The organism is Marinomonas sp. CT5, assembly GCF_018336975.1.
Classification (GTDB): domain Bacteria; phylum Pseudomonadota; class Gammaproteobacteria; order Pseudomonadales; family Marinomonadaceae; genus Marinomonas.
The window spans coordinates 3907139-3927041 of record NZ_CP025572.1; the positions used below are offsets into that span (position 1 = coordinate 3907139).

Annotated in this window: 15 protein-coding genes; 7 read left to right on the plus strand and 8 right to left on the minus strand. The window is 40.7% G+C overall.

Features of this window, described 5'->3' with window-relative positions; genetic code table 11:
* Positions 1-293 precede the first annotated feature (293 nt).
* Positions 294-1796: a bifunctional metallophosphatase/5'-nucleotidase gene (locus C0J08_RS18695; RefSeq protein WP_212653405.1), complete on the plus strand. Its 1503-nt coding sequence runs from the start codon at positions 294-296 to the stop codon at positions 1794-1796.
* A complete protein-coding gene (locus C0J08_RS18700) occupies positions 1793-3466 on the plus strand; it encodes a GGDEF domain-containing protein (RefSeq protein WP_212653406.1) in 1674 nt (557 codons plus the stop codon). Before C0J08_RS18695 ends, C0J08_RS18700 begins: the two co-directional genes overlap by 4 nt.
* Before the next feature lie 13 nt (positions 3467-3479).
* On the opposite strand, the gene C0J08_RS18705 is transcribed toward C0J08_RS18700, so the two are convergent.
* A complete protein-coding gene (locus C0J08_RS18705) occupies positions 3480-4673 on the minus strand; it encodes a sugar transporter (RefSeq protein WP_212653407.1) in 1194 nt (397 codons plus the stop codon).
* A 297-nt stretch (positions 4674-4970) separates the two neighbouring features.
* Between C0J08_RS18705 and C0J08_RS18710 the strand changes: the two genes are divergently transcribed.
* From C0J08_RS18710 to C0J08_RS18720, 3 genes are all read left to right on the plus strand, one after another.
* The gene (locus C0J08_RS18710; RefSeq protein WP_212653408.1) at positions 4971-6584 is read left to right on the plus strand and encodes a methyl-accepting chemotaxis protein; all 1614 of its coding nucleotides are present in this window, start codon (positions 4971-4973) and stop codon (positions 6582-6584) included.
* A gap of 199 nt (positions 6585-6783) precedes the next feature.
* The gene (locus C0J08_RS18715) at positions 6784-8007 is read left to right on the plus strand and encodes a GGDEF domain-containing protein (RefSeq protein ID WP_212653409.1); all 1224 of its coding nucleotides are present in this window, start codon (positions 6784-6786) and stop codon (positions 8005-8007) included.
* 126 nt (positions 8008-8133) lie between these two features.
* Complete coding sequence (locus C0J08_RS18720; protein WP_212653410.1) at positions 8134-9180, plus strand: Fe(3+) ABC transporter substrate-binding protein; 1047 nt, start codon at positions 8134-8136, stop codon at positions 9178-9180.
* Between the two features lie 108 nt (positions 9181-9288).
* Here the strand turns inward: C0J08_RS18720 and C0J08_RS18725 are convergent, their stop codons facing one another.
* The 7 genes from C0J08_RS18725 to C0J08_RS18755 all read right to left on the minus strand — a co-directional run bounded on the left by C0J08_RS18725 (position 9289) and on the right by C0J08_RS18755 (position 17971).
* A complete protein-coding gene (locus tag C0J08_RS18725) occupies positions 9289-11052 on the minus strand; it encodes an ABC-F family ATP-binding cassette domain-containing protein (RefSeq protein WP_212653411.1) in 1764 nt (587 codons plus the stop codon).
* A 253-nt stretch (positions 11053-11305) separates the two neighbouring features.
* Positions 11306-12199 (minus strand): HTH-type transcriptional activator IlvY, encoded by an 894-nt coding sequence (gene ilvY / locus C0J08_RS18730; protein WP_212653412.1) that lies wholly within the window; start codon positions 12197-12199, stop codon positions 11306-11308.
* Positions 12200-12367: 168 nt separating this feature from the next.
* Positions 12368-13435 carry a D-TA family PLP-dependent enzyme gene (locus C0J08_RS18735; protein ID WP_212653413.1) on the minus strand — a complete coding sequence of 356 codons (1068 nt, stop codon included), beginning with the start codon at positions 13433-13435 and terminating at the stop codon, positions 12368-12370.
* Complete coding sequence (locus tag C0J08_RS18740; RefSeq protein WP_212653414.1) at positions 13425-14882, minus strand: M81 family metallopeptidase; 1458 nt, start codon at positions 14880-14882, stop codon at positions 13425-13427. The genes C0J08_RS18735 and C0J08_RS18740 overlap by 11 nt, the downstream gene beginning before the upstream one ends.
* 123 nt (positions 14883-15005) lie before the next feature.
* Positions 15006-16067 carry a TRAP transporter substrate-binding protein gene (locus tag C0J08_RS18745; protein ID WP_212653415.1) on the minus strand — a complete coding sequence of 354 codons (1062 nt, stop codon included), beginning with the start codon at positions 16065-16067 and terminating at the stop codon, positions 15006-15008.
* Positions 16068-16112: 45 nt separating this feature from the next.
* Entirely contained in the window at positions 16113-17390 is a 1278-nt protein-coding gene (locus tag C0J08_RS18750) for a TRAP transporter large permease (RefSeq protein ID WP_212653416.1), read from the minus strand.
* Entirely contained in the window at positions 17387-17971 is a 585-nt protein-coding gene (locus C0J08_RS18755; RefSeq protein WP_212653417.1) for a TRAP transporter small permease, read from the minus strand. The genes C0J08_RS18750 and C0J08_RS18755 overlap by 4 nt, the downstream gene beginning before the upstream one ends.
* Before the next feature lie 230 nt (positions 17972-18201).
* On the opposite strand from C0J08_RS18755, the gene C0J08_RS18760 reads away from it, so the two are divergent.
* A complete protein-coding gene (locus tag C0J08_RS18760) occupies positions 18202-18588 on the plus strand; it encodes a RidA family protein (protein WP_212653418.1) in 387 nt (128 codons plus the stop codon).
* A gap of 238 nt (positions 18589-18826) precedes the next feature.
* Positions 18827-19672 carry a MurR/RpiR family transcriptional regulator gene (locus C0J08_RS18765; RefSeq protein ID WP_212653419.1) on the plus strand — a complete coding sequence of 282 codons (846 nt, stop codon included), beginning with the start codon at positions 18827-18829 and terminating at the stop codon, positions 19670-19672.
* Positions 19673-19903: the final 231 nt, after the last annotated feature.

The window sequence follows — 19903 nt, forward strand, 5'->3', positions numbered from 1 at the left end:
CCAACTAAACATATAAAAAGGTCTTAGAAAATTTGCGAGGCGATACACAAGCTAAAGCTCAGTGGTAAGACAACACACCAGCAAGAATTAACCATAAGTACAAAAGTTAACATATTTTTACATTTTTTGATGCATTTAACGGCAAAGAACATGCACTTTAGCTTCTTTATAAAAAGAACCATGCGATACTGTAAAAATAACCCCGTGGTACATCAGCACTGAGCAATTTACAAAATATACTGAGTGCAATTAGGCAATCAAAAAGTAAACAAGCTTCAAATGGATAACCCCCAATGCACTATCGAATATTTGTAACGTTATTTTTTGTCCTTAGTGTATTTGTTACTACTGATGCCATGGCAGAAAAACAAGCAATCATTATTTATGATGCGGAAATGCCGAAAATAAACGATCCCTCAAAAGGCAGCTACGCCCAATTAGCTAGCCTTATTGATCAATACCGAGCCCAAACAGCAAGTACCTTTTTTATCTTTGGTGGCGAAAGCTTAGGCCCAAGCATGCTATCTTCCATGGATAGAGGGGCGCACATTATTGATGTCCTCAATAGTTTAGAACCAAACGCAATGGGGATTTCAAAACGCGAGTTGAGTTATGAAGAAGATGAGCTCATCTTACGCACCTATGAGGCCGCGTTCCCTATCGTATCAAGTAATCTATTTGAACCTAATAGCGAGCAATCTCCTGAAGGAATTCAGGCCTACACCATTCTTCAACAAGGCCGAGTAAAACTGGGGTTTATGTCAATCCTAGATCCCATTATTCTAGAAAAATACCCGACTAAAAGACTGGAAGTGGCGAAACCTGAAAACATTATTAGAAAGACAGCCAATACACTCAGAAAGCAAAATGTCGATTTAATCGTTTTTCATTATTCCGTTTACACGCCACTCATTAATCAACTTTTAGATGAAGGTGTGATCGATCTCGCACTTTTTAAGGATCAGCACTTTCAATCCAACACCTATGCAAGCGATCCTAAACACCCAAACAATATTCTAATAAAAGACGAAGCCGATGCCGCTGTCATTCAGCTCACATGGCAAGAAGATCGCCCTAGTGATAGTCTGACCAGCCAAACTACCCTAGTAAATCTTACTGATTTGCCTGCAAAGCCTAAGGTTTTACAACAAGAAAAACAGTACGATAGTCGACTTAACTCCTTGTTGAACGAAGTAATCGGCAAAACCGAAGCAACAATCAATCTAAAGAGAAAAACACTACGAACCTCTGAAAATAGTTTTGCCAATTATGTCGCAGATACTTTTAAACACTTTACTGGTGCGCAAATCACTTTGATCAATAGCGGAACATTTCGTGGTAATAAACAGATCGAAAAAGGAGCACAATTAACGATTAAAGACATTCGTCTAATGCTTCCTTATCGAAACACAATTAAACTAATAGAAGCGACTGGCCAGCAAATTACCGAAGCACTTGAACACGGAATGAATAGGTTAGAGCAACAGAGTGGACAGTTTTTGCAAGTGTCAGGCATCAAAGTTAAGTATGATTCATCACTTCCGGTTGGCAAACGTTTACTGTCCGTCACACTCGATGGTAAACCTCTTGATCCTTCAAAAAACTACAAGGTGGCCACCCTTGATTATTTATTAAAGGGTGGCGATGGTTTTAACATGTTTAAAAACAGCAAAATCTTACCCTACTCACAAATCTCAAATTTGACCCTATCGGACATAATGACCGTCGAGATTCAACAACAAAAAATCATAGATCCTGAAGTAGATGGACGCTTAAAAGACATGTCAACGGAATGATGAATAAACCTAATCCAAAAACATTTTTCTCCATTCCTAAAGCAAACAGCGTTCGTCGAGTAAGCTTAGGAAAACAGCTAAGCATATTAACCATCATCATTCTGCTGCTTTTCGTTTCTATTGGCTACGTCTTGCAGTCACGTTTGGAGCAAACTCAGTTAATCCTTAACGAGTTAACCTTAACCACTATACCGGCGATGAACAGCTCTACCCGTAGCGCGTTAAAATCCAGCGAATTATTGTCCGCACTGGAGTCACTCACCTCTGCAACGACGCCAGCCGAAAGAAGAATCGCAGAACAAGAAGTTCAAAAAAAACTTAATGAATCCACTGAAAACACAGCAAATACAAACCAAACAGAAATATTACTACTTAAAGCCATCCAAGAAGAAACCAAACATCTTAATCTGCTGATTGATCAAAAACTTGATTCTGCTTACCAAATTAATGCCTATTTAGACACCTTGTGGGGATTAAAAAAACGTACAGAACAAATCAACATTGAACATAATAAAGACCTTAAAAAAGAGTATGATCAACTGACGCAATGGAAAATCGCTTTTTTAGAAGTTATCTCACTCGCTTATCGCATAGAAACCGTAGAAAGATTAAGCGATTTACAAGACATTCATCGCACTCTTGAACATTACCTAAAAACATTAAGTTCTTTAGATAAGCAACTTTCTGTAGAAGCGAAGAAAAAAGTTCGGCCAATATACACGAGCCTAAGAAGCATCCTTTCAGATCCAGAAAACCTAACTGAGTTACAGGCAAATTATTTACGCATAACGGGGCGAGCCCGTGGTCGAGAGCACTTTATTCGCAATATGATCAGTGATTACAGCAACATTACCAATCAACTATCTCTTAATGAGCATAACAACCTACAAAACAAAGCCGCCGAACTTGATCAAAGAATGAAAAATCAAAAAATCTGGTTTATCAGCGGCTTTATGTTATTGGCCAGCATGGTTATAGCCACACTGGCTTTTTATTCCCACGCAATCAAACGATTAAAGAAATTGACTCAAAAAATCCACCACATGACAAAAGATTCCAGTAACACAAGTTTGTATATGGATGAAATTGATGAGTTATTTCAAGCATTCGATGAATTTTCAGAAACAATAGACATGCAAACTCGTCGTTTAGAAAAGCTATCACTGACCGATAGCCTAACCCACATTGCCAACAGACGTGCCTTCGACCAACACTTATTAGAACAACTTTCTAATCAGAAAAATAACCAAAATGATTTATCCATCCTGCTCATTGATGTGGACTACTTCAAGCAATACAACGACTTATATGGTCATATTAGTGGCGATGAAGCATTGCAAAAAATAGCAACTGCCTTAAAAAGTGTGACAAATAAAGAAACGGACTTAATTGCTCGTTATGGTGGAGAAGAGTTCGTCGTTATTCTGCCTTGTAAAAGCGCAGCTAAAGCCAAACAAGTCGCAGAAAAAATGCATAACGCCTTAAACCTTGCCGATATAGAACATAAAGGCAGTCAAATATACCAAACCATCACCATCAGTATCGGAGCCGTGACAAAACACCAAAATGAAGTCACCAATACCGATACATTAATGAAAAAAGCAGACACCGCGCTCTACCATTCCAAGCATCTGGGACGCAACAGAACAACTCACATCAACGACATATAACCATCATTAATATTTAATCGGCATTTTTCCCGATGCGTTTCAGTATCATCAAGATGACCACCAAAGCACAAAGACCTAAACAGGCCCCAATGAATCCCACGCTCGCCAAACCAACAAACTGAATTGCCTGACTACCAATCAGCGCTCCCGCTCCAATCCCCAAATTGATAATGCCAGAATACAAAGACATGATAATGTCCGCCGCTGAATCATCCACTTTGAGCACTCGAATTTGCATACTCAAACCAATGATCATCAGCGACGCTCCCCAAAGAAGAACACACGTAATCAGCAATGAACCACTTGGTGAAACAAAATACAAAGCACTCATGCACAAAGAGGCGACAACAACACTGGACACCAACATCTGAGTGTTCGCTCTTTCACCAAAGTAGCTAAACAAAATACTTCCAACAATCCCAGCCATGCCAAATAGCAATAAAGTTAAAGTAGTAAATTGTGGGCTTACGGACCCGATTTCTTGTAAAAAAGGTTCAATATAACTGTACGCCGAGTAATGAGCAGAGAAAATCACGAAAATAAACAGATACATGCCTAGTAACACTTTATTACGCAGAACTTCAGGGACTTTGCTCAGTGACCCAGAAAACAGGCTGGGTAATTGAGGTAATAAGCGATACATAGCCAGCATGATGATCACAGCAATGACCGCAATAACCGCAAACGTCGTTCGCCACCCCAGCATTTGGCCAATGATACGACCCGCAGGGACGCCAAGCACCATCGCCAAACCGGTTCCTGTCGCCAATACACTTAATGCAAACGTATGTTTGCCTTGCGGCGCCACACGGATCGCAATCGATGCGGTAATGGACCAAAACACCGCATGAGCAAAAGCAATCCCAATGCGACTGATCAATAACGTTGTGAAGTTCCATGCCACTACAGACAAAATATGACTAACGATAAATAAAGCAAACAAACCGAGTAATAACGATTTGCGCTCTAACTTACGTGTCATAAGCATCATTGGCAGAGACATCAGCGCGACAATCCATGCATAAATGGTCAGCATCCATCCAACCTGTGCTGGTGAGATCAAAAAACTTTGTGCAATATCCGATAACAGCCCGACGGGAACAAATTCTGTGGTGTTAAAAATAAAGGCACTGAAACCCAGTACAAAAACACGCAAATATTGAACACGACGAGAAGCCGTATCCTCAGTAGAAGGGGTTGATATCATGGAAACCTGCAGGAATGTGAGCAACAAGAAAGCCGACCATTTTCCACTTTTTAAAGCATAACGGAATAGTGAAATATGAATGTTTATTGATAGTTTTATTACATCTAAATAAGGTGCCTGAACAAAAACCAACTAAGCTAAATCTACTGGATAAATAAATAGGCTTTTAAACGTTTTTTTAATCTGAAAATTTCTTTGATTTTTCGCTAAAAATGCCCTAAAACATTTCATTATTAAGAAAAAAATGTGCAAGCTTGATTTTTTGCACCACCGCCAAGCTCACTGAAAGGAATCGACATGCAAAATCTCTCCGTCAAAGCAAAGTTCATCTTTCTTATTTTATCTATCATCATCGTCTTTTTGGTGGCACTGAGCTTGATCAAAACCAAAAGTACGGAGCTGGCCGATCGATTTAATCGATTTTATGAAGAGAATCACAATGTTTCTCTTAACTTAGAACGTGTTAAAGAAGCGCAAGTCGACATTGTGTTGAATGTGCGTGGTTTGCAGATCGCGTATTTGCTCTCTCTCGATAAGCAAATTCCAGGTTATCTAGACACAATTTCGAAAAGTTATAACAAAACACCCGATCTGATCTCTGAACTGAACAAAGGTCTTCCCAATAAATCTGACGAATCCAAAAAATTACAGGCTCTTGTTAAAGACTTCCAAAACAAGACCAAAGCCTTTGTTAGCGCTATGGAAAACGCCGAAGACAACAAAGCACCATTCCCAGTCTTTTCAGCTTTCATCGGTTCCTACAATGACTTAATGGCCTATTTTGCAACACTAACAGAAAGAACAAACACCGAAGTCATCAGCGCTAAACAAGAAACCGAAGATCTCATTAAAGACATCGATCTTAGTTTTTGGGGCTCTATTTTCATTGCGATGATTATTTCTATCGGCTTAAGCTATTTCATCTCAAATAATATTGTGCGTGGTATTTTAGGTGTTCGTAATGCTGCACAGAATATGGCACAAGGTTACCTAAACAAACCAGTTCAGGTTTCTGGCAGCGACGAAATTGCCGAGCTTGGTAACGCGATTAACACATCAACCACAAACTTGCGTAATGTCATCGCTAACGTGTTGAGCTCAGTAGATAAGGTCAATGAAAACAGTCAAGAAGTCCTAAAAGTAAACCAAGAAGTCGGTGAGTTCTCGTTGAATATTATGGACAACACCAGTCAAGTCGTCGTCGCGCTGGATCAAATGTCCGCTAATAACCGTACCATTGCCGATAACACCCAACAGTCCGCGGAGGCCGCTAACGACATTCGCACGGTAGCACAAAGTAGTTTAACCACCGCCAATAGCACCTTAGACGCGATTAATCAGCTGGTTTCCTCCTTAAAAGAAACCGGCGATGTGGTCACCCAGCTCCGTCAAGAAACAAGTAATATAGAGACGATCCTAGATGTCATCCGTGCTATTGCTGAACAGACCAACCTTCTTGCCCTAAACGCGGCTATTGAAGCTGCTCGAGCAGGCGAGCAAGGTCGAGGTTTTGCGGTTGTGGCTGATGAAGTACGAACACTAGCGCAACGTTCACAAGACAGTGTGAATGAAATCGAAACATTATTGGCACAACTTAGCTCCGCCAGCGGACAAGCTGTTAATCGCATGGAAGTCAGCTTAAAACTGGTGGACTCGTCTAGAGAGCAGGTCGAAAAAACCAATGAGCTCACCGGCAATATTCTCTCTGGCATTGAACGCGTGTCGGAACAAGCACAGCACGTCGCTCAATCTATAGAAGAACAAACGGAAGTATCAGAAGACATCACTAAGAAAATGCACATGGTGCAAAGCTTAACAAAAGAGAGTGCCGAAATGGCCAAACGCTCGGGCTTAAACATGGCGCAAAGTAGCGTAGATGTGCAGCAACAATTAAGCTTTTTTAAACTTTAAAACACACCAGAAGTTTTTAAAAACACCTAGCCGCTATGAAGCGGTTAGGGTGTCAAAAGACATCAGACTTATACTTTTCTATTGTAAGTAGCATCATAAAAAACGACATACCTCATTAAGAAACCTACACTTTTTTACAGAATCCTCAACTCGCCTATGAGATGATATTGGCTAATAAATAAACGCCTACAGAGTATCAATGACACCTGCTATTTTATATTTTTCATCTCAACAAGCATCATGGAGAGTACAATTAGACACTCTTTTATCTGCTTATGGGCAATCAATTGAATGGCAAGCAGTACAAAACATCAACCAATCACCTGCTTTGTCTATTGTTCTACTTGAAGAAAACGGCATCAGCGAACAAGACTGGCCATTTTTACCCTCAAGAAAAACCATCGTTATTGTCGACTCATGGAGTTTAAAAAGCAGCGTCCAATGGATTAAGCGTGGGGCGGCAAACTGTTTTGCACGTGATGATGAGCGTCTGGCTGCTTGGCTAGTATCAGAGCTTTCGCAATTTTCAATACACAGAGCACCAAAGGCAGAAGATGATATTTTACAAGTCATCATAGATGCGATACCTGCACCGATCTTTTTCAAAGACAAACTGCATATTTATCAAGGCTGTAATACGGCTTTTTGCCAATCGCTTGGTGTTCCTCGTGAAAAAGTCATTGGTTATTCTGTCTATGATGTTGCACCAAAACACCTCGCAGACACTTACTACAAAGCGGATACCCAACTACTCAATCAAGGCGGAGCGCAACGTTATGAAGCGGATGTGCAATTTTCAGATGGTTCTATCCATGAAATAGAGTTCAATAAAGCCGTCTTTAAAAAATCAAACGGCGAAGCATTGGGGTTAGTGGGTGTCATGCTGGATATAACAGAGCGCAATCAATTGATGCGTAAGTTAGATAAAACCTCTCGAACCGACCCTCTTACAGGAATATCAAACCTTAGAGAATTCAACCTTATCATCCATGATGAACTAAACCAGCAAAAGCAGTTTGAAAAAAGACTTTGCTTAATGACTCTTGATATCGACTTCTTCAAAAAAATTAACGATAAATTTGGTCATAGCGGCGGCGATCAAGCGCTTCAACTTATTGCAGAGTGGTTACAAAAGAAGCTGAGATCAACAGACACTTTATTTCGTGTTGGAGGCGAAGAATTCTATATTTTAATGCGAGATATCGACATAGAAAATGCTTTTAAAATAGCAGAACGCCTCTGTAAAGGCATGGCAACTCATACCTTTTTAATCAACCAACAATCCGTTCACATCACATTATCCGCAGGCGTTATTGAACTTTCACCCTCAACAGATTTAGAAACCGCCCTAGATATGGTAGATAAAGCCTTATATGAAGCCAAATCAGATGGACGAAACTGTGTCTGCCCTGTCTATCAATAACAAAAAACTATCTTAAAAAAAATTATTAAAAGTCATTCTCAAAAAGGAACAATTTCCATTACCGTCTGTCTATAGCTGATATAAAATTTTGTAATGCCAATTTTCAACTATAAATAGGAAGCAGTAATGAAGCGTCAAACAATAAAAACCTCACTCTTCACCCTAACAAGTACAGCGGCTTTAATGACCTTCGGCAGCGCATCTGTGCATGCCAGTGGAGAAATTAACGTCTATTCCGCTCGCAGCGAAGCCCTCATTAAACCTTTGCTAGACATCTATGCCAAAGAAAACAATGTCAAAGTTAACCTCATTACAGGTAAAGCCGATGCGCTATTAAACCGTCTGAAATCAGAAGGTGACGCAAGTCCGGCCGATGTATTTATCACAGTGGATGCTGGGCGTTTGTATCGAGCCAAAGAGGCTGGCGTTCTGCAACCCTTTGAAACAAAACATCTAAACAAGGTGATTCCTGAGCATTTAAAAGATCGCGATGGATACTGGTACGGCCTTTCTCAGCGCGCACGTGTGATTCTATATAATCCAGAAACGGTATCCGCGTCTGATTTATCAACTTACGAAGACTTAGCCGATCCTAAATGGAAAGGTAAAATTTGCATCCGTTCATCTAGCAACATTTATAACCAATCTTTGGTTGCTTCCATGATAGAGGCCGATGGCGAAAAACAAACGCTAGAATGGATCAAAGGCTTAGTTGCCAACTTTGCACGTCCACCAGCTGGCGGGGATACCGATCAGATAAAAGCCGCCGCAGCAGGAGTTTGTGATATTGCGGTGGCAAACACCTATTATTTTGGTCGTTTAGGTTTAAGTAACAAAGCAAGTGACCGTGCGGTTTTTGACAAGCTAAAAATGTTCTGGCCGAACCAAGCAGACAATGAGCGTGGCGCTCACGTCAATGTCAGTGGTATTGGCATAACTGCATCGGCCAACAACAAAGACAATGCCAAACAACTGATCGACTTTTTAACCAGTCAGCAAAGCCAAGAATGGTACGCAAAAGTAAACAACGAATACCCTGTGATCGACGGTGTGGCGCCACCAAAAAGCTTAGCGACATTTGGTGAGTTCAAAGCCGATAAAGTGTCTTTGAGCGTATTAGGTGAAAACAACCGCCAAGCGGTTAAATTAATGGACCAAGGTGGTTGGAAGTAAATCAAGCTTTCCACACGCTGTAAAAAAAAGAGAAGAGGCGCTACGGCGCCTCTTCTTACATCAAACTACAAAATGCTTTATCAGCAGATTATGCACACTTTATATTCACTAACGATTAAGTATCCTTTCAAACTGCAGACTCAATTGATTTAGCTCATCCCGCCATTGCTTTTGCTTAGCAGGCTTTTGACGCTTAGCTTTACGAGCGAGATCCTCTGCCAACAATTTTTCCAGCTCACATATACGTTCCAATATTTGTTCCTCATCCGCCATGGTTTCTATCTTTATCGACTCACCTTGGAATACATTAGATTGAATGGTTTCTTGCTGTTTGTCTCTGGATGCACAGCTCAGTTCACCACCCTGAGAGGCGAAATAGACATCACTATCGTGCAGTTCAACCAGCTGGCCATCGCGAATCCACCAAAAACGCGTCGCTATATTTTGAATAAAGCGTTGGTCATGAGAGGTAAACAACAAGGACACACCCTCTTGCGTTAGATCGGACTCCAACTCTTCCTTACCTTGTAAATCAATGTGGTTGGTCGGCTCATCCATGATCAGCAAGTTCGGTTGATCTAGCAGAAACGTTAGCAACAAAATACGCGCCCTTTCGCCACCACTGAGCACATTGACACGTCGGCCATGATCAAGATAGGGAAAGCCCCACTGGATCAAGACTCGGCGAATTTCTTCTTGGCTGGCACTGCAGTTTTGCCGAATCCAATCGGCTATGCCTAGTTCAACATTGAACTGCTCTAGTTCTTGGTCGAAATAGCCAATACGCACATTGGGGTTAAATCGAGTTGCACTCTGCTCACTAACACCTCGTTGATACACGGCCATCAAGTGCTCAATACAGCTGGATTTACCACTGCCATTCGTCCCCAACAAAGCAACACGATCACCAGGACGAAAGTTCAAATCGGCAATGCGAAATAGTGGGCGTCCATCAGGGCTGGCAATCGTTTCATTTTCAAAAACAAAGACTTGCTTGGTTTTTAAAAACTCACTGTCAACCTTCAACGACAAGCCTGAGCCTCGGCTCACGAAGGTTTTATTGATTTCCAGTTTATCGATACGCTTTTCCATCGATTTGGCTTTGCGTGCTAAATCTTCGTTATCATAGACTTGGCCCCAAGTGGCTAGTCGCTTGGCACTGCTCTTTAATTTATCGATCTCCTTTTCTTCCGCTTCCCGTGTTTTTCGGGCCGCTTCATCCTGATCAGCCAATGCATCTTTCGCTTGTGAGTAAGGAAGGTGAAAGGCATAACAGCGCTCATCACGTAACCATAAGGTCCGTTGTGTCACCGAGTCCAATAGATCACGATCATGGGAGATCATCAAAAATGACGGCACATCCGGTAAGCTCAAGTAACGTTTTAAGAAATACATGGCTTTACCGTCCATATGATTGCCCGGTTCATCAAGCAACAATAATTCAGGTTCTTGTATGACGGCTCTAGCGAATAACACGAGGTTTTTCTGGCCACCGCTAAGGGTATTTAAGGGGCGTTGCACAATGACATCATCAAAACCAAGCTGTTGCAGCAAGGTGTCCACTTGATAACCGCGAATGACTTGTTCCTCTATAGGAATAGTATCCAGCACAGCTTGATGGGCTGAAATTACTTCTAACTCAGGAGCTAAAAATTGCTCAACCAACCCAATTCTAAGCCCACGTTGCCGATGTAACTGACCACTATCAAAAGAGAGTTCCCCAAGAAGGAGTTTTAATAAAGTAGATTTTCCGCAACCATTATGGCCAACAAGACCAATACGATCACCAGATTCAATAGAAAAAGATAAAGACTCAAACAGATGTTTACTACCCGCTTGAAAAGATAATTCAATAACAGAAATTAAAGACATAAGTCACCTATGCGCAAAATATCAAAAAGATATGCACAGATGAGCACTGACAATGTTTAGAAATGAGGTATCAGCGAAATCTGTGCGTTAACAACAAATTTGCGCTGAGCGTGAATCACCAAGATGAAATGCGAAATCTAATTCACATTGATATGCAATTTCTTGCATCGGTAGCCTCCTTTGTTAGGTTGATTGGATTTAAAAGTATACGTCTGAAAGTCAAAATATCAATGACATAAAGATATTTAAAACCTCATCCCCCCTCTTCTTCCATCAAATTCCAAAAGGCTTCAACCAGCGGGTTTTTCAGCCCCTTCTTCAGTGCAAACAAGCCAATATCGTACGGTTCCAACTCAGGCTGCACATCTAACACTTTAATTCGGTCTACTAACGGACTGTTATCCAGGACAATTTTTGGCACTACGCCAATCCCAAAGCCCAAACTCACCATGCTCACAATCGCCTCGTTACCGGTCACTTGGGCGTAAATTCGTGGCGCAATGTCATGCTGGCGAAACCATTCATCAACACGCGTTCGAGACACACCACTTTCCGATAAAATCATCGGGATATTTGCCCACTCCTCTGGGCTGGTCGGTGTGACAGTTGGAACATTGGGTACTTGCTGTTCGAGGGGAGCAATAAACAATAAAGGAGAAATCGCAATGGGTTTAAATTCGAGGCCACGAGGCAAATGACTGGGACGCGCCGCAATGGTGATGTCTTCTTTGCCATCCAAAATATGCGCAATAGCGTGCTCAGGGTCACCCGTTCGCAACTTTATTTCTATGGCTGGGTAAGCAATTCGAAAGTGTCGAAGCAGTTCGTATAAAAAGCTGTAACTCGCTGTGACCGATCCATAAAGACTAATCTCACCACTAAGTTGATCGGAATTATCCGTCAGTTCATGACGTATCAAGCTCCATTGTCGGCTGGTATCACGGGCGTATTTAAGAAATTTTTGCCCTTCCTGAGTCAACACCACCGTGCGATTATCGCGATTAAACAACGCAACACCAAGCTCTTCTTCCAAGTGTCGAATATTGCGTGACAAAGCCGAAATACTAATATGACATTCATCACTCGCCCGGCCAAAGTTAAGCGTTTCCGATAACACCAGAAACTGCTTGATGGTTTTAATATTCATAACACAAGTCACCCAGATGCATTTCGTATCATCATAAAACATGTTTGCAAAAAATGGGACGTTATGTTGAAAATGTATCAAAAAAAACCACTCTGTTTAAAGTGGCCTTCGCATTTCTTCAAAAAAATTATCGATGCTTTGTATAACTTAAAACTAGCCCTTCAGTTTCTACCAGACACGCCCTCTCGCTGAAACCGCTACTTTCTTAAATGTTCCATCAGAGCTTTGCAAATGAATATAATCAAATAGATTACTAACCACACAGGAATGGTTAGGTATTATATGTAATTGATCCCCTATTTTTGGACGTGCTTCACACTCTGAAAAATCAATACAACCATGCTCTTCACTTAAAGCGTAAATATTCGCCTTAGGATATTTCTCGACATAACCGTACCCGTTTAAGCCTAATAAATCTGAACTTAACGATTTTGAACCCGCATCCACAATAACTCTATCTTGCGTAGGAGTACTAACGACTGTCGTTAAAATTTTCAACGCACAATCATCAAAAGTACAGGTGTTATTGTGTACTAAAGAACGGTCATTATAGATATAGGTTCCAACACGATATTCCGTCGCCTCAGTGAAAACACTCGCATTATACAAACCCGGTGTACCGCCAGTACTAATGACTTCTGGAGTAAGACCAACGTCTTCGCAAAGTTTTTTTGCATTCCCCAGCCATTCATTTGCTGTTTCAGATTTTTTAGGATGGGGATAAGTTAATAAACCAACAAAACGAGTCGCATTAGAGGAGTCAATATATTGGGCTAATTTCTGAGCGTCAACTGGGCTCTGTACACCACAACGACCAGCTCCCGTATCACATTCGACTAATATACGAATTTCGCTATTCGCTTGTGTGAAAACAGAAGATAACTGACTGACAACTTCTTCACTGTCGGCCACTACCGTAAGAGAAACTCTCTGCGCCAGTGCAACGAGTCGAGAAAGCTTTTCAGTACCAAGAATATTAAAAGTAATTAATATGTCTTTGATTCCTGCATCGGCAAAGATTTCGGCCTCTGATATTTTCTGACAATTGATTCCCACAGCGCCTGCTTTTAATTGTCGAACCGCAAATTCAGGGATTTTATGTGTTTTGATGTGTGGACGTAACGTCAAATTATGCTCATTACAATACTGCTGAAAACGTGAAATATTACGTTCAACAATAACGTCGTCTACAATAATGCAAGGTGTCTCTAATTGATTAATATTATTAAATATCATGGGGATTCTCCACTATAGGCCATATTGGGCGTATAAGCTTTTTGTACTTATTGGTTTTTGGATCACTTGGATAAGGTGCGCCACAATCAATATAAACAATGGTATCTGTGATTTTCGAAAAAGCACCGTAAAAATGATTAGTCGACTTAACAATCAGCATGCTTTTGGAAAGTGGATCAATGCCCATATTCGAAAATAAATCCGGAGAAAAAGCCTGGGCTCGATTGGAGTTTAAAATCACTTCAATACCATTTAATTCAATACAAACGGCGTCGCCTAATGGAACCATACTATCGCCGAAACTCTGCATTGCTTTTCTAACGGTGCGCTTTACTTTTACTAAGGCGTCCACAGGGCCTCCTGCGGTATTACATGACTTACCACCAAAACGCAGAGTTAGGTTTGCACCTTCTCCTGCTGCTAAGCAAAAGCGTACTGCTACGGGATCCCAAATAGAGCCAATAGCAGCATTGTCGACACCAAGTGCTAATAATTTTTTAAGTAGAATGGTTGAGTCCCCTGCCACACCACCACCTGGGTTATCCCAAACGTCCGCAACCACAACAGGCTTGCTATGACTTGCCATAGCCTCTCGTAAACCTTCATCTGGATTAAAAAAACGAGGCCGTGTTTTTCCTCTAAATGAAAAGAGTTCCATACCCAACTCAGCGGCTAATTTACTTCCCAGCACAGCCTGATCATCCGTTACAACAATCATTTGAGTGCCCATTTCAGGAACATCACCCGCCATAAAGCCATGAATAGCAGATATTGATAAAACCCCGCCTTGCTTCTCAAGGCTGATCATCTTATCCACAAAGCTACGCATTGGTTCAATACTCGTTGGTAAAACCTCAATCATTCGGCAATCAAAGGTAGAAATAACTGGTCGAATTTCACCTCGCATAGCTTGAATAGTAAGATCAACGACCTCTTCAGCACGTTCAACAAAATCCGTATGGGGAAATTCCTTGAATGCCACTAAGATATCGGCATTTTTTACTCTCTTTGCAGTAAGGTGACTATGTGGATCCAGCTCAGCAGAAACAACTACATTAGGACCTACAATTTGACGAATATTTGAAAGTAAATCGCCCTCACAATCATCGTACCCTTGAGCCACCATGGCTCCATGTAACCCGAGTATCACACCATCAACCGGCATGGCCTCTTTAAGCTGTTGCAAAACTTCATCACGAAGTCCTTCGTAAGTATTTCTGTTAACTAGACCTGCAGGTTCAGCCCAGGTTGCTGTGCCTTCAACTAATTCCCAACCCAATTTAGGTATTTTCTGACGACATACAATATGCGTTGCACTGCATAGAGTCGGAGTATCGGGGTGCTCTCCAGGCAAAGCATAAAAGGATTCCTTAAATGAACTAATATCAGTTGGAATAGGTGAAAATGTGTTTGTTTCCGTTGCAATGGAAGCGACAAATACTTTCATAATGATTCTTCTTTTGACCTAAGGCGCTCAGCAAATAAAAAATTCAGTACAGAAGTAGCGTTGAAACCACCTTATTTTGTATAAAAATGAACAAAAGGATTTCAACGCTATTTAGAAAGGTTATTAATTTAAGTACTGCTTATTGTTAGCCTCATCGACAGATGCTCTAAATTTATTCAATAGCTCAGTCCCTTTATCTCCAAGTTGATTCTGCACTAAGTCGATGATGACTGGCTGAGTTGCCTTCTTGAAGAGTTCTCGCTCTTCAGGCGTAATAGAGTTAATTTGCATTTTGTCACTCAAACCAGCAATACCACGATCATCTGACGCTTCAATAATACGAGCAAGCCCTCGGCTAGCAACGATGCCAGAGTAAGTAGCTGATCGAATGATTTTTTGCTCTTCAGCAGTTAGGCCATCAAAAAAGTCCTTATTCATCATGAATGTATAAGGAGCAAATAAATGATTAGTCAAAGTAAGATACTTTTGTACTTCATAGAATTTAGAGAACGATACTGTTGGGATTGGATTCATCTGACCATCAATAACACCAGTTTGAAGCCCTGAATAAACTTCTCCCCAAGCCAAAGGATAAGCTTCACCACCTAATGCTTGAATTATTTTTTGATGCGAAGGTAAGGTCATAGTACGAATACGCACTCCTTTAAAGTCATCCAATGTATTAATAGGATGAACTGAGTTGGTGATTGAAAAGAAGCCACCAGTGTCAGGAAAACCTAATACCTCAACCCCCCCAACAGTATCATTGATATCTTTAGCTAGAGTCTTACCAAACTCTCCATCAAAAACATCATACGTTGCAGCATTATTATCAAAAGCAAAAGCAAGATCGAGAACACCAATACGAGGATAATAAGAAGACAGTGCACCAGTAGAAGTAAGAGTGGCCTGCAAGATATTGTCTTTAACTTGCTGCACATGCTCTTTTGCGCTACCTAGTTGATTATTAGGAAAAATTTCTACTTTAATTTCTCCATTTGTCGCTGACTCAACAATATTTTTAAACACACCAGCGAAAGCTTGAGCAGGGTTATCCATTATATCCGCTTTGTTATCATGCCCAAAACGAATGGTTTTTTCAGCTTGCGCAGTCATTGGCAAAGCCGCCATCATAAAAGCACACACTGTTGTGAATCCGAATGATTTCAAAAAGGTATTTTTCATTGTATTTCTCCGTAGTGATTAATGTTGTTTTCTATTTGGTTATTACTAAAAACCTAATAACCGAGGAATGAATAATGCTAGCGTTGGGGAAAAAGCGAACACTAATAAAATCGCGAGTTCACCAATCAAAAATGGCCATAGATCTATAGCTATTTTTTCCATCTTTTCACCTGTCACTGAGGACAAAACAAAAAGACATGCCCCCACAGGTGGAGTCATAAGAGAAATGTTGAGTGCCAATACAAAAACAATCCCTGCATGCAAAGGATTCATACCGATACTTTGTGTAAGAGGTACCAGTATCGGAGCTAGAATAATCAACATCGCAGTGATATCCATCAAGGTGCCAATGATTAGCAGCAAAGCAATTATCAATAGCAAAATAATATTTGGGTTAGAGGACACACTTAGAACTGCACTGGCAATAGTTTGAGGAATATGCATAAAGCTCAACCACCAACCAAGTATCGATGCCGCGGCAATAATTAAGAAAATAACACCGGTGATTCTTCCTGTTCTGATCAACATATGCATCAAATCACTGAAGCTAATACAGCGATAAACAACCACACCAATAAATAATGCATAAGCAACGGCAATAGACGCCGCTTCTGTTGGAGTCACTACACCAAAAAGGATGCCACCCAACACAATAAGCGGCATAATTAAGGCTAAAATAGAGGATTGAAACGCAGTAAATATTACTTTCAAGCTTGCTCGACGCTCGCTTTTAGGTAAGTTTTTTCGTTTACCAAGTGTGCTGATGATTGCCATACAAACAACACAAATTAACAATCCTGGAAGGATCCCGGTCGCAAAAAGACCACCAATAGATACCCCCATTAACGAACCATACACAACCATAAGACCTGAAGGCGGGATGGTTGGCCCAATGATAGAACCTGCCGCGGTGACAGCACAGGCAAAAGGCCTGCTATACCCTTCTTTAACCATAGCGGGAACTAGAGTTCGTCCAAAAGCAGCGGCATCGGCGGTAGCGGCTCCAGTAATACCAGAGAAGAAAACGGAAGAAAGCATATTCGTATGTGCTAACCCTCCTCTAAAATGTCCCACCAGTACTTGTGCAAACAGTACCAATCGATTAGTAATTCCCGTGTGGTTCATTATCTCACCCGCTAAAATGAAAAATGGCATCGCGAGAAAAGGAAAAATGTTCAGACCATTAAAAACCTTACTAGGTGCTAGAGCGATAAAATGCATTCCACCAACGTCAGCCAGCCCGACAATTCCAGCTACAGCCATGACAATGCCCACAGGCAACCCTAAAATTAACAAACCAAAAAATACAAAAAAAACAATCATATATCAGTACCTCCAAGAGCATCATCATTGGTGTATAAACGGCCGAAGTCTCGAATCAGTGCGAATAAGGTTTGTACAGCAGAAAGCCCAAAAGTAACGGGTATGACGGCATAAGGAATAAACATGGACATACCGAAAACCATTGAGGCTTGCTGTAGGCCCTTTTCAGCAAAAGTGGCACCAGTGAAAGCAATGAGAGTAAATAAGATAAATGCGACTAAATCCAAAATCACATTAACAATACGTAGGACTCTTGTGGATAAACGATTTTGCAATATAGCTAGGCCGATATGCTCACGTCGATAGCAGCAGCAAGGAACTGCTAACAATATTCCCCAAATCATGATGTAACGGGCCAGTTCTTCTGTCCATGGAATTTGCCAGTGAAATAAATATCTAGCCACCACACCAAGCCAAACATCAAGAATCAAAATTAAAATTAATAAGCCTACAACACGCTCATTTAACCAATTAATTCTATTACCAATATTTTCAACACTGTTTTGCATAACAGATAAAAAAAATACTTTATCTGACTGGGTATTATTTACTGTTGTGTCTTTGGAATTCTTATTGAGCATATTTTTAAGACCATGTTTAGAATTAAAAAAATTACTGAAGATAAAAACATCGCTATTTTCAAAAAATAACGACGTTATCTACAGAGGCCAATCTATTTTCTAAAAGCAATTAAAAAGCTATTTTTGTGAAAATTTATTTCACAATACCCCTCGATTATGATCAAATATCCACCACGGTCAACAATTATTGCCGTTTTTAAGAAAATTATTTTCACAAAGTGAGGTTTTTTATGCCAATTACTCGATACGGTTTTGATAAAAAAGGGGCCGGCGGGCAAAATCTGCCTTTTGCTCGCGCAGTAGAAGCGGGTGGTTTTTTGTTCGTTTCTGGGCAGGTGCCAATGCAAGATGGTGAAATTATCGAAGGGGGAATTGTTGCTCAAACCCATAAAACTATGCAAAACGTGATCGCGATTCTTGAAGAAGCTGGCTACAGTTTAAAAGACGCCGTTCGTGTTGGTGTCTGGTTAGACGATCCACGCGACTTCTGGAGCTTTAATGGCGTTTATAAAGAATATTTCGGTGAAGCGCCACCGGCTCGCGCCTGTGTACAATCTCGTATTATGGTGGATTGCAAAGTAGAAATTGAAGTCACTGCGTATAAAGATCCATCTTAAAACATTAGGCTTTTGTAATAGAAACGTCTAAAACCTAATCAGTCACTTTATATGAGAAAACAGCTTATAAAGTGACTATTCCACTAAATTTCCACCTACCTAAAGCAACAGCCATGGTAAACAAGGTAATAGTGACAATGTCATTTTATGCTACTATAACGTCGTTATATATAACCTAAACGTACTAATTAAGTGGTGCATAAACCTCATGGTTACCTCTCAGGATATTATTTCAAAAATGAAGGAAATTAGTGGCTCGCTCAGTCGTTCAGAGCAGCTATTAGTAAAGGTAATTCTCGATGACGTGGACTTCGCAATACACGCAACAACCAGCCAGATAGCTGAAAAATCTGGGGTTAGCTCACCGACAATCACTCGATTTTGTCGATCACTTGGGCTTCAGGGCTTAAGGGATTTAAAAGTAAAACTAGCCAGTTCGCTTTCTGTTGGTAATCGTTATTTAAGCCAAAAAATTGAGCCTCAAAACATCAGTGAAGTCGCTACTAATGTTGTAGGCGATGCTCAAAAAGCATTACATCAATTGCATTCAAATCTTGATTATATCGCGCTTGATAATGCAGTAAGCCACATAGTACGAGCCAACAGAGTGGTTATTTTTGGGGGAGGTGGTGGGGCGAGTATTGTCGCACAGGATGCAGAATATCGTTTTTTTAGACTGGACGTACATGCCAATGCATGTAACGACTCTCAGTTACAACGAATGATCGCGGCAACGATGAAAGAAGAGGATGTGCTTATCGTAATCTCTACAAGCGGTCGAAATAACGAAATAATTGATAGTACTTTGGTCGCAAGACAATACCGTTCAACGGTGATAGCGATTACTCGACCGAACTCTCCTCTAGCAAAAGCTGCTAATATTGCTATTCCTGTAGATATTCCAGAAGGCAATGACATCTTCAAACCAACGTCATCACGTTATGCATTGCTTGCAGTCGTGGATATATTAGCCAATGAAATCGCAATTCAAAAAGGTCCTCAAACATCAGAAAATTTACGACGCATTAAGTTTCAACTTGTGACCGCTCGTGACGATGATGACAGCCAGCCTCTTGGCGACTAAATGCTTTTCAATTTTTTCATTTAACATGGCCAACTTCTTCACTCATAGTATCGAGATATAAATATTCGGTTATAAACAGAATGTTCATTTGCAAAAAATGGGACACTGTATTGCGAATATATCAATTTACGAAAACATTCTACTAAGATAGATTAAACCTACTCGCAGATTGCGGAAGATGTTTATTCGCAACTGTGTCACTCTTTTTTAATATCAGCATGTTGTCATGTG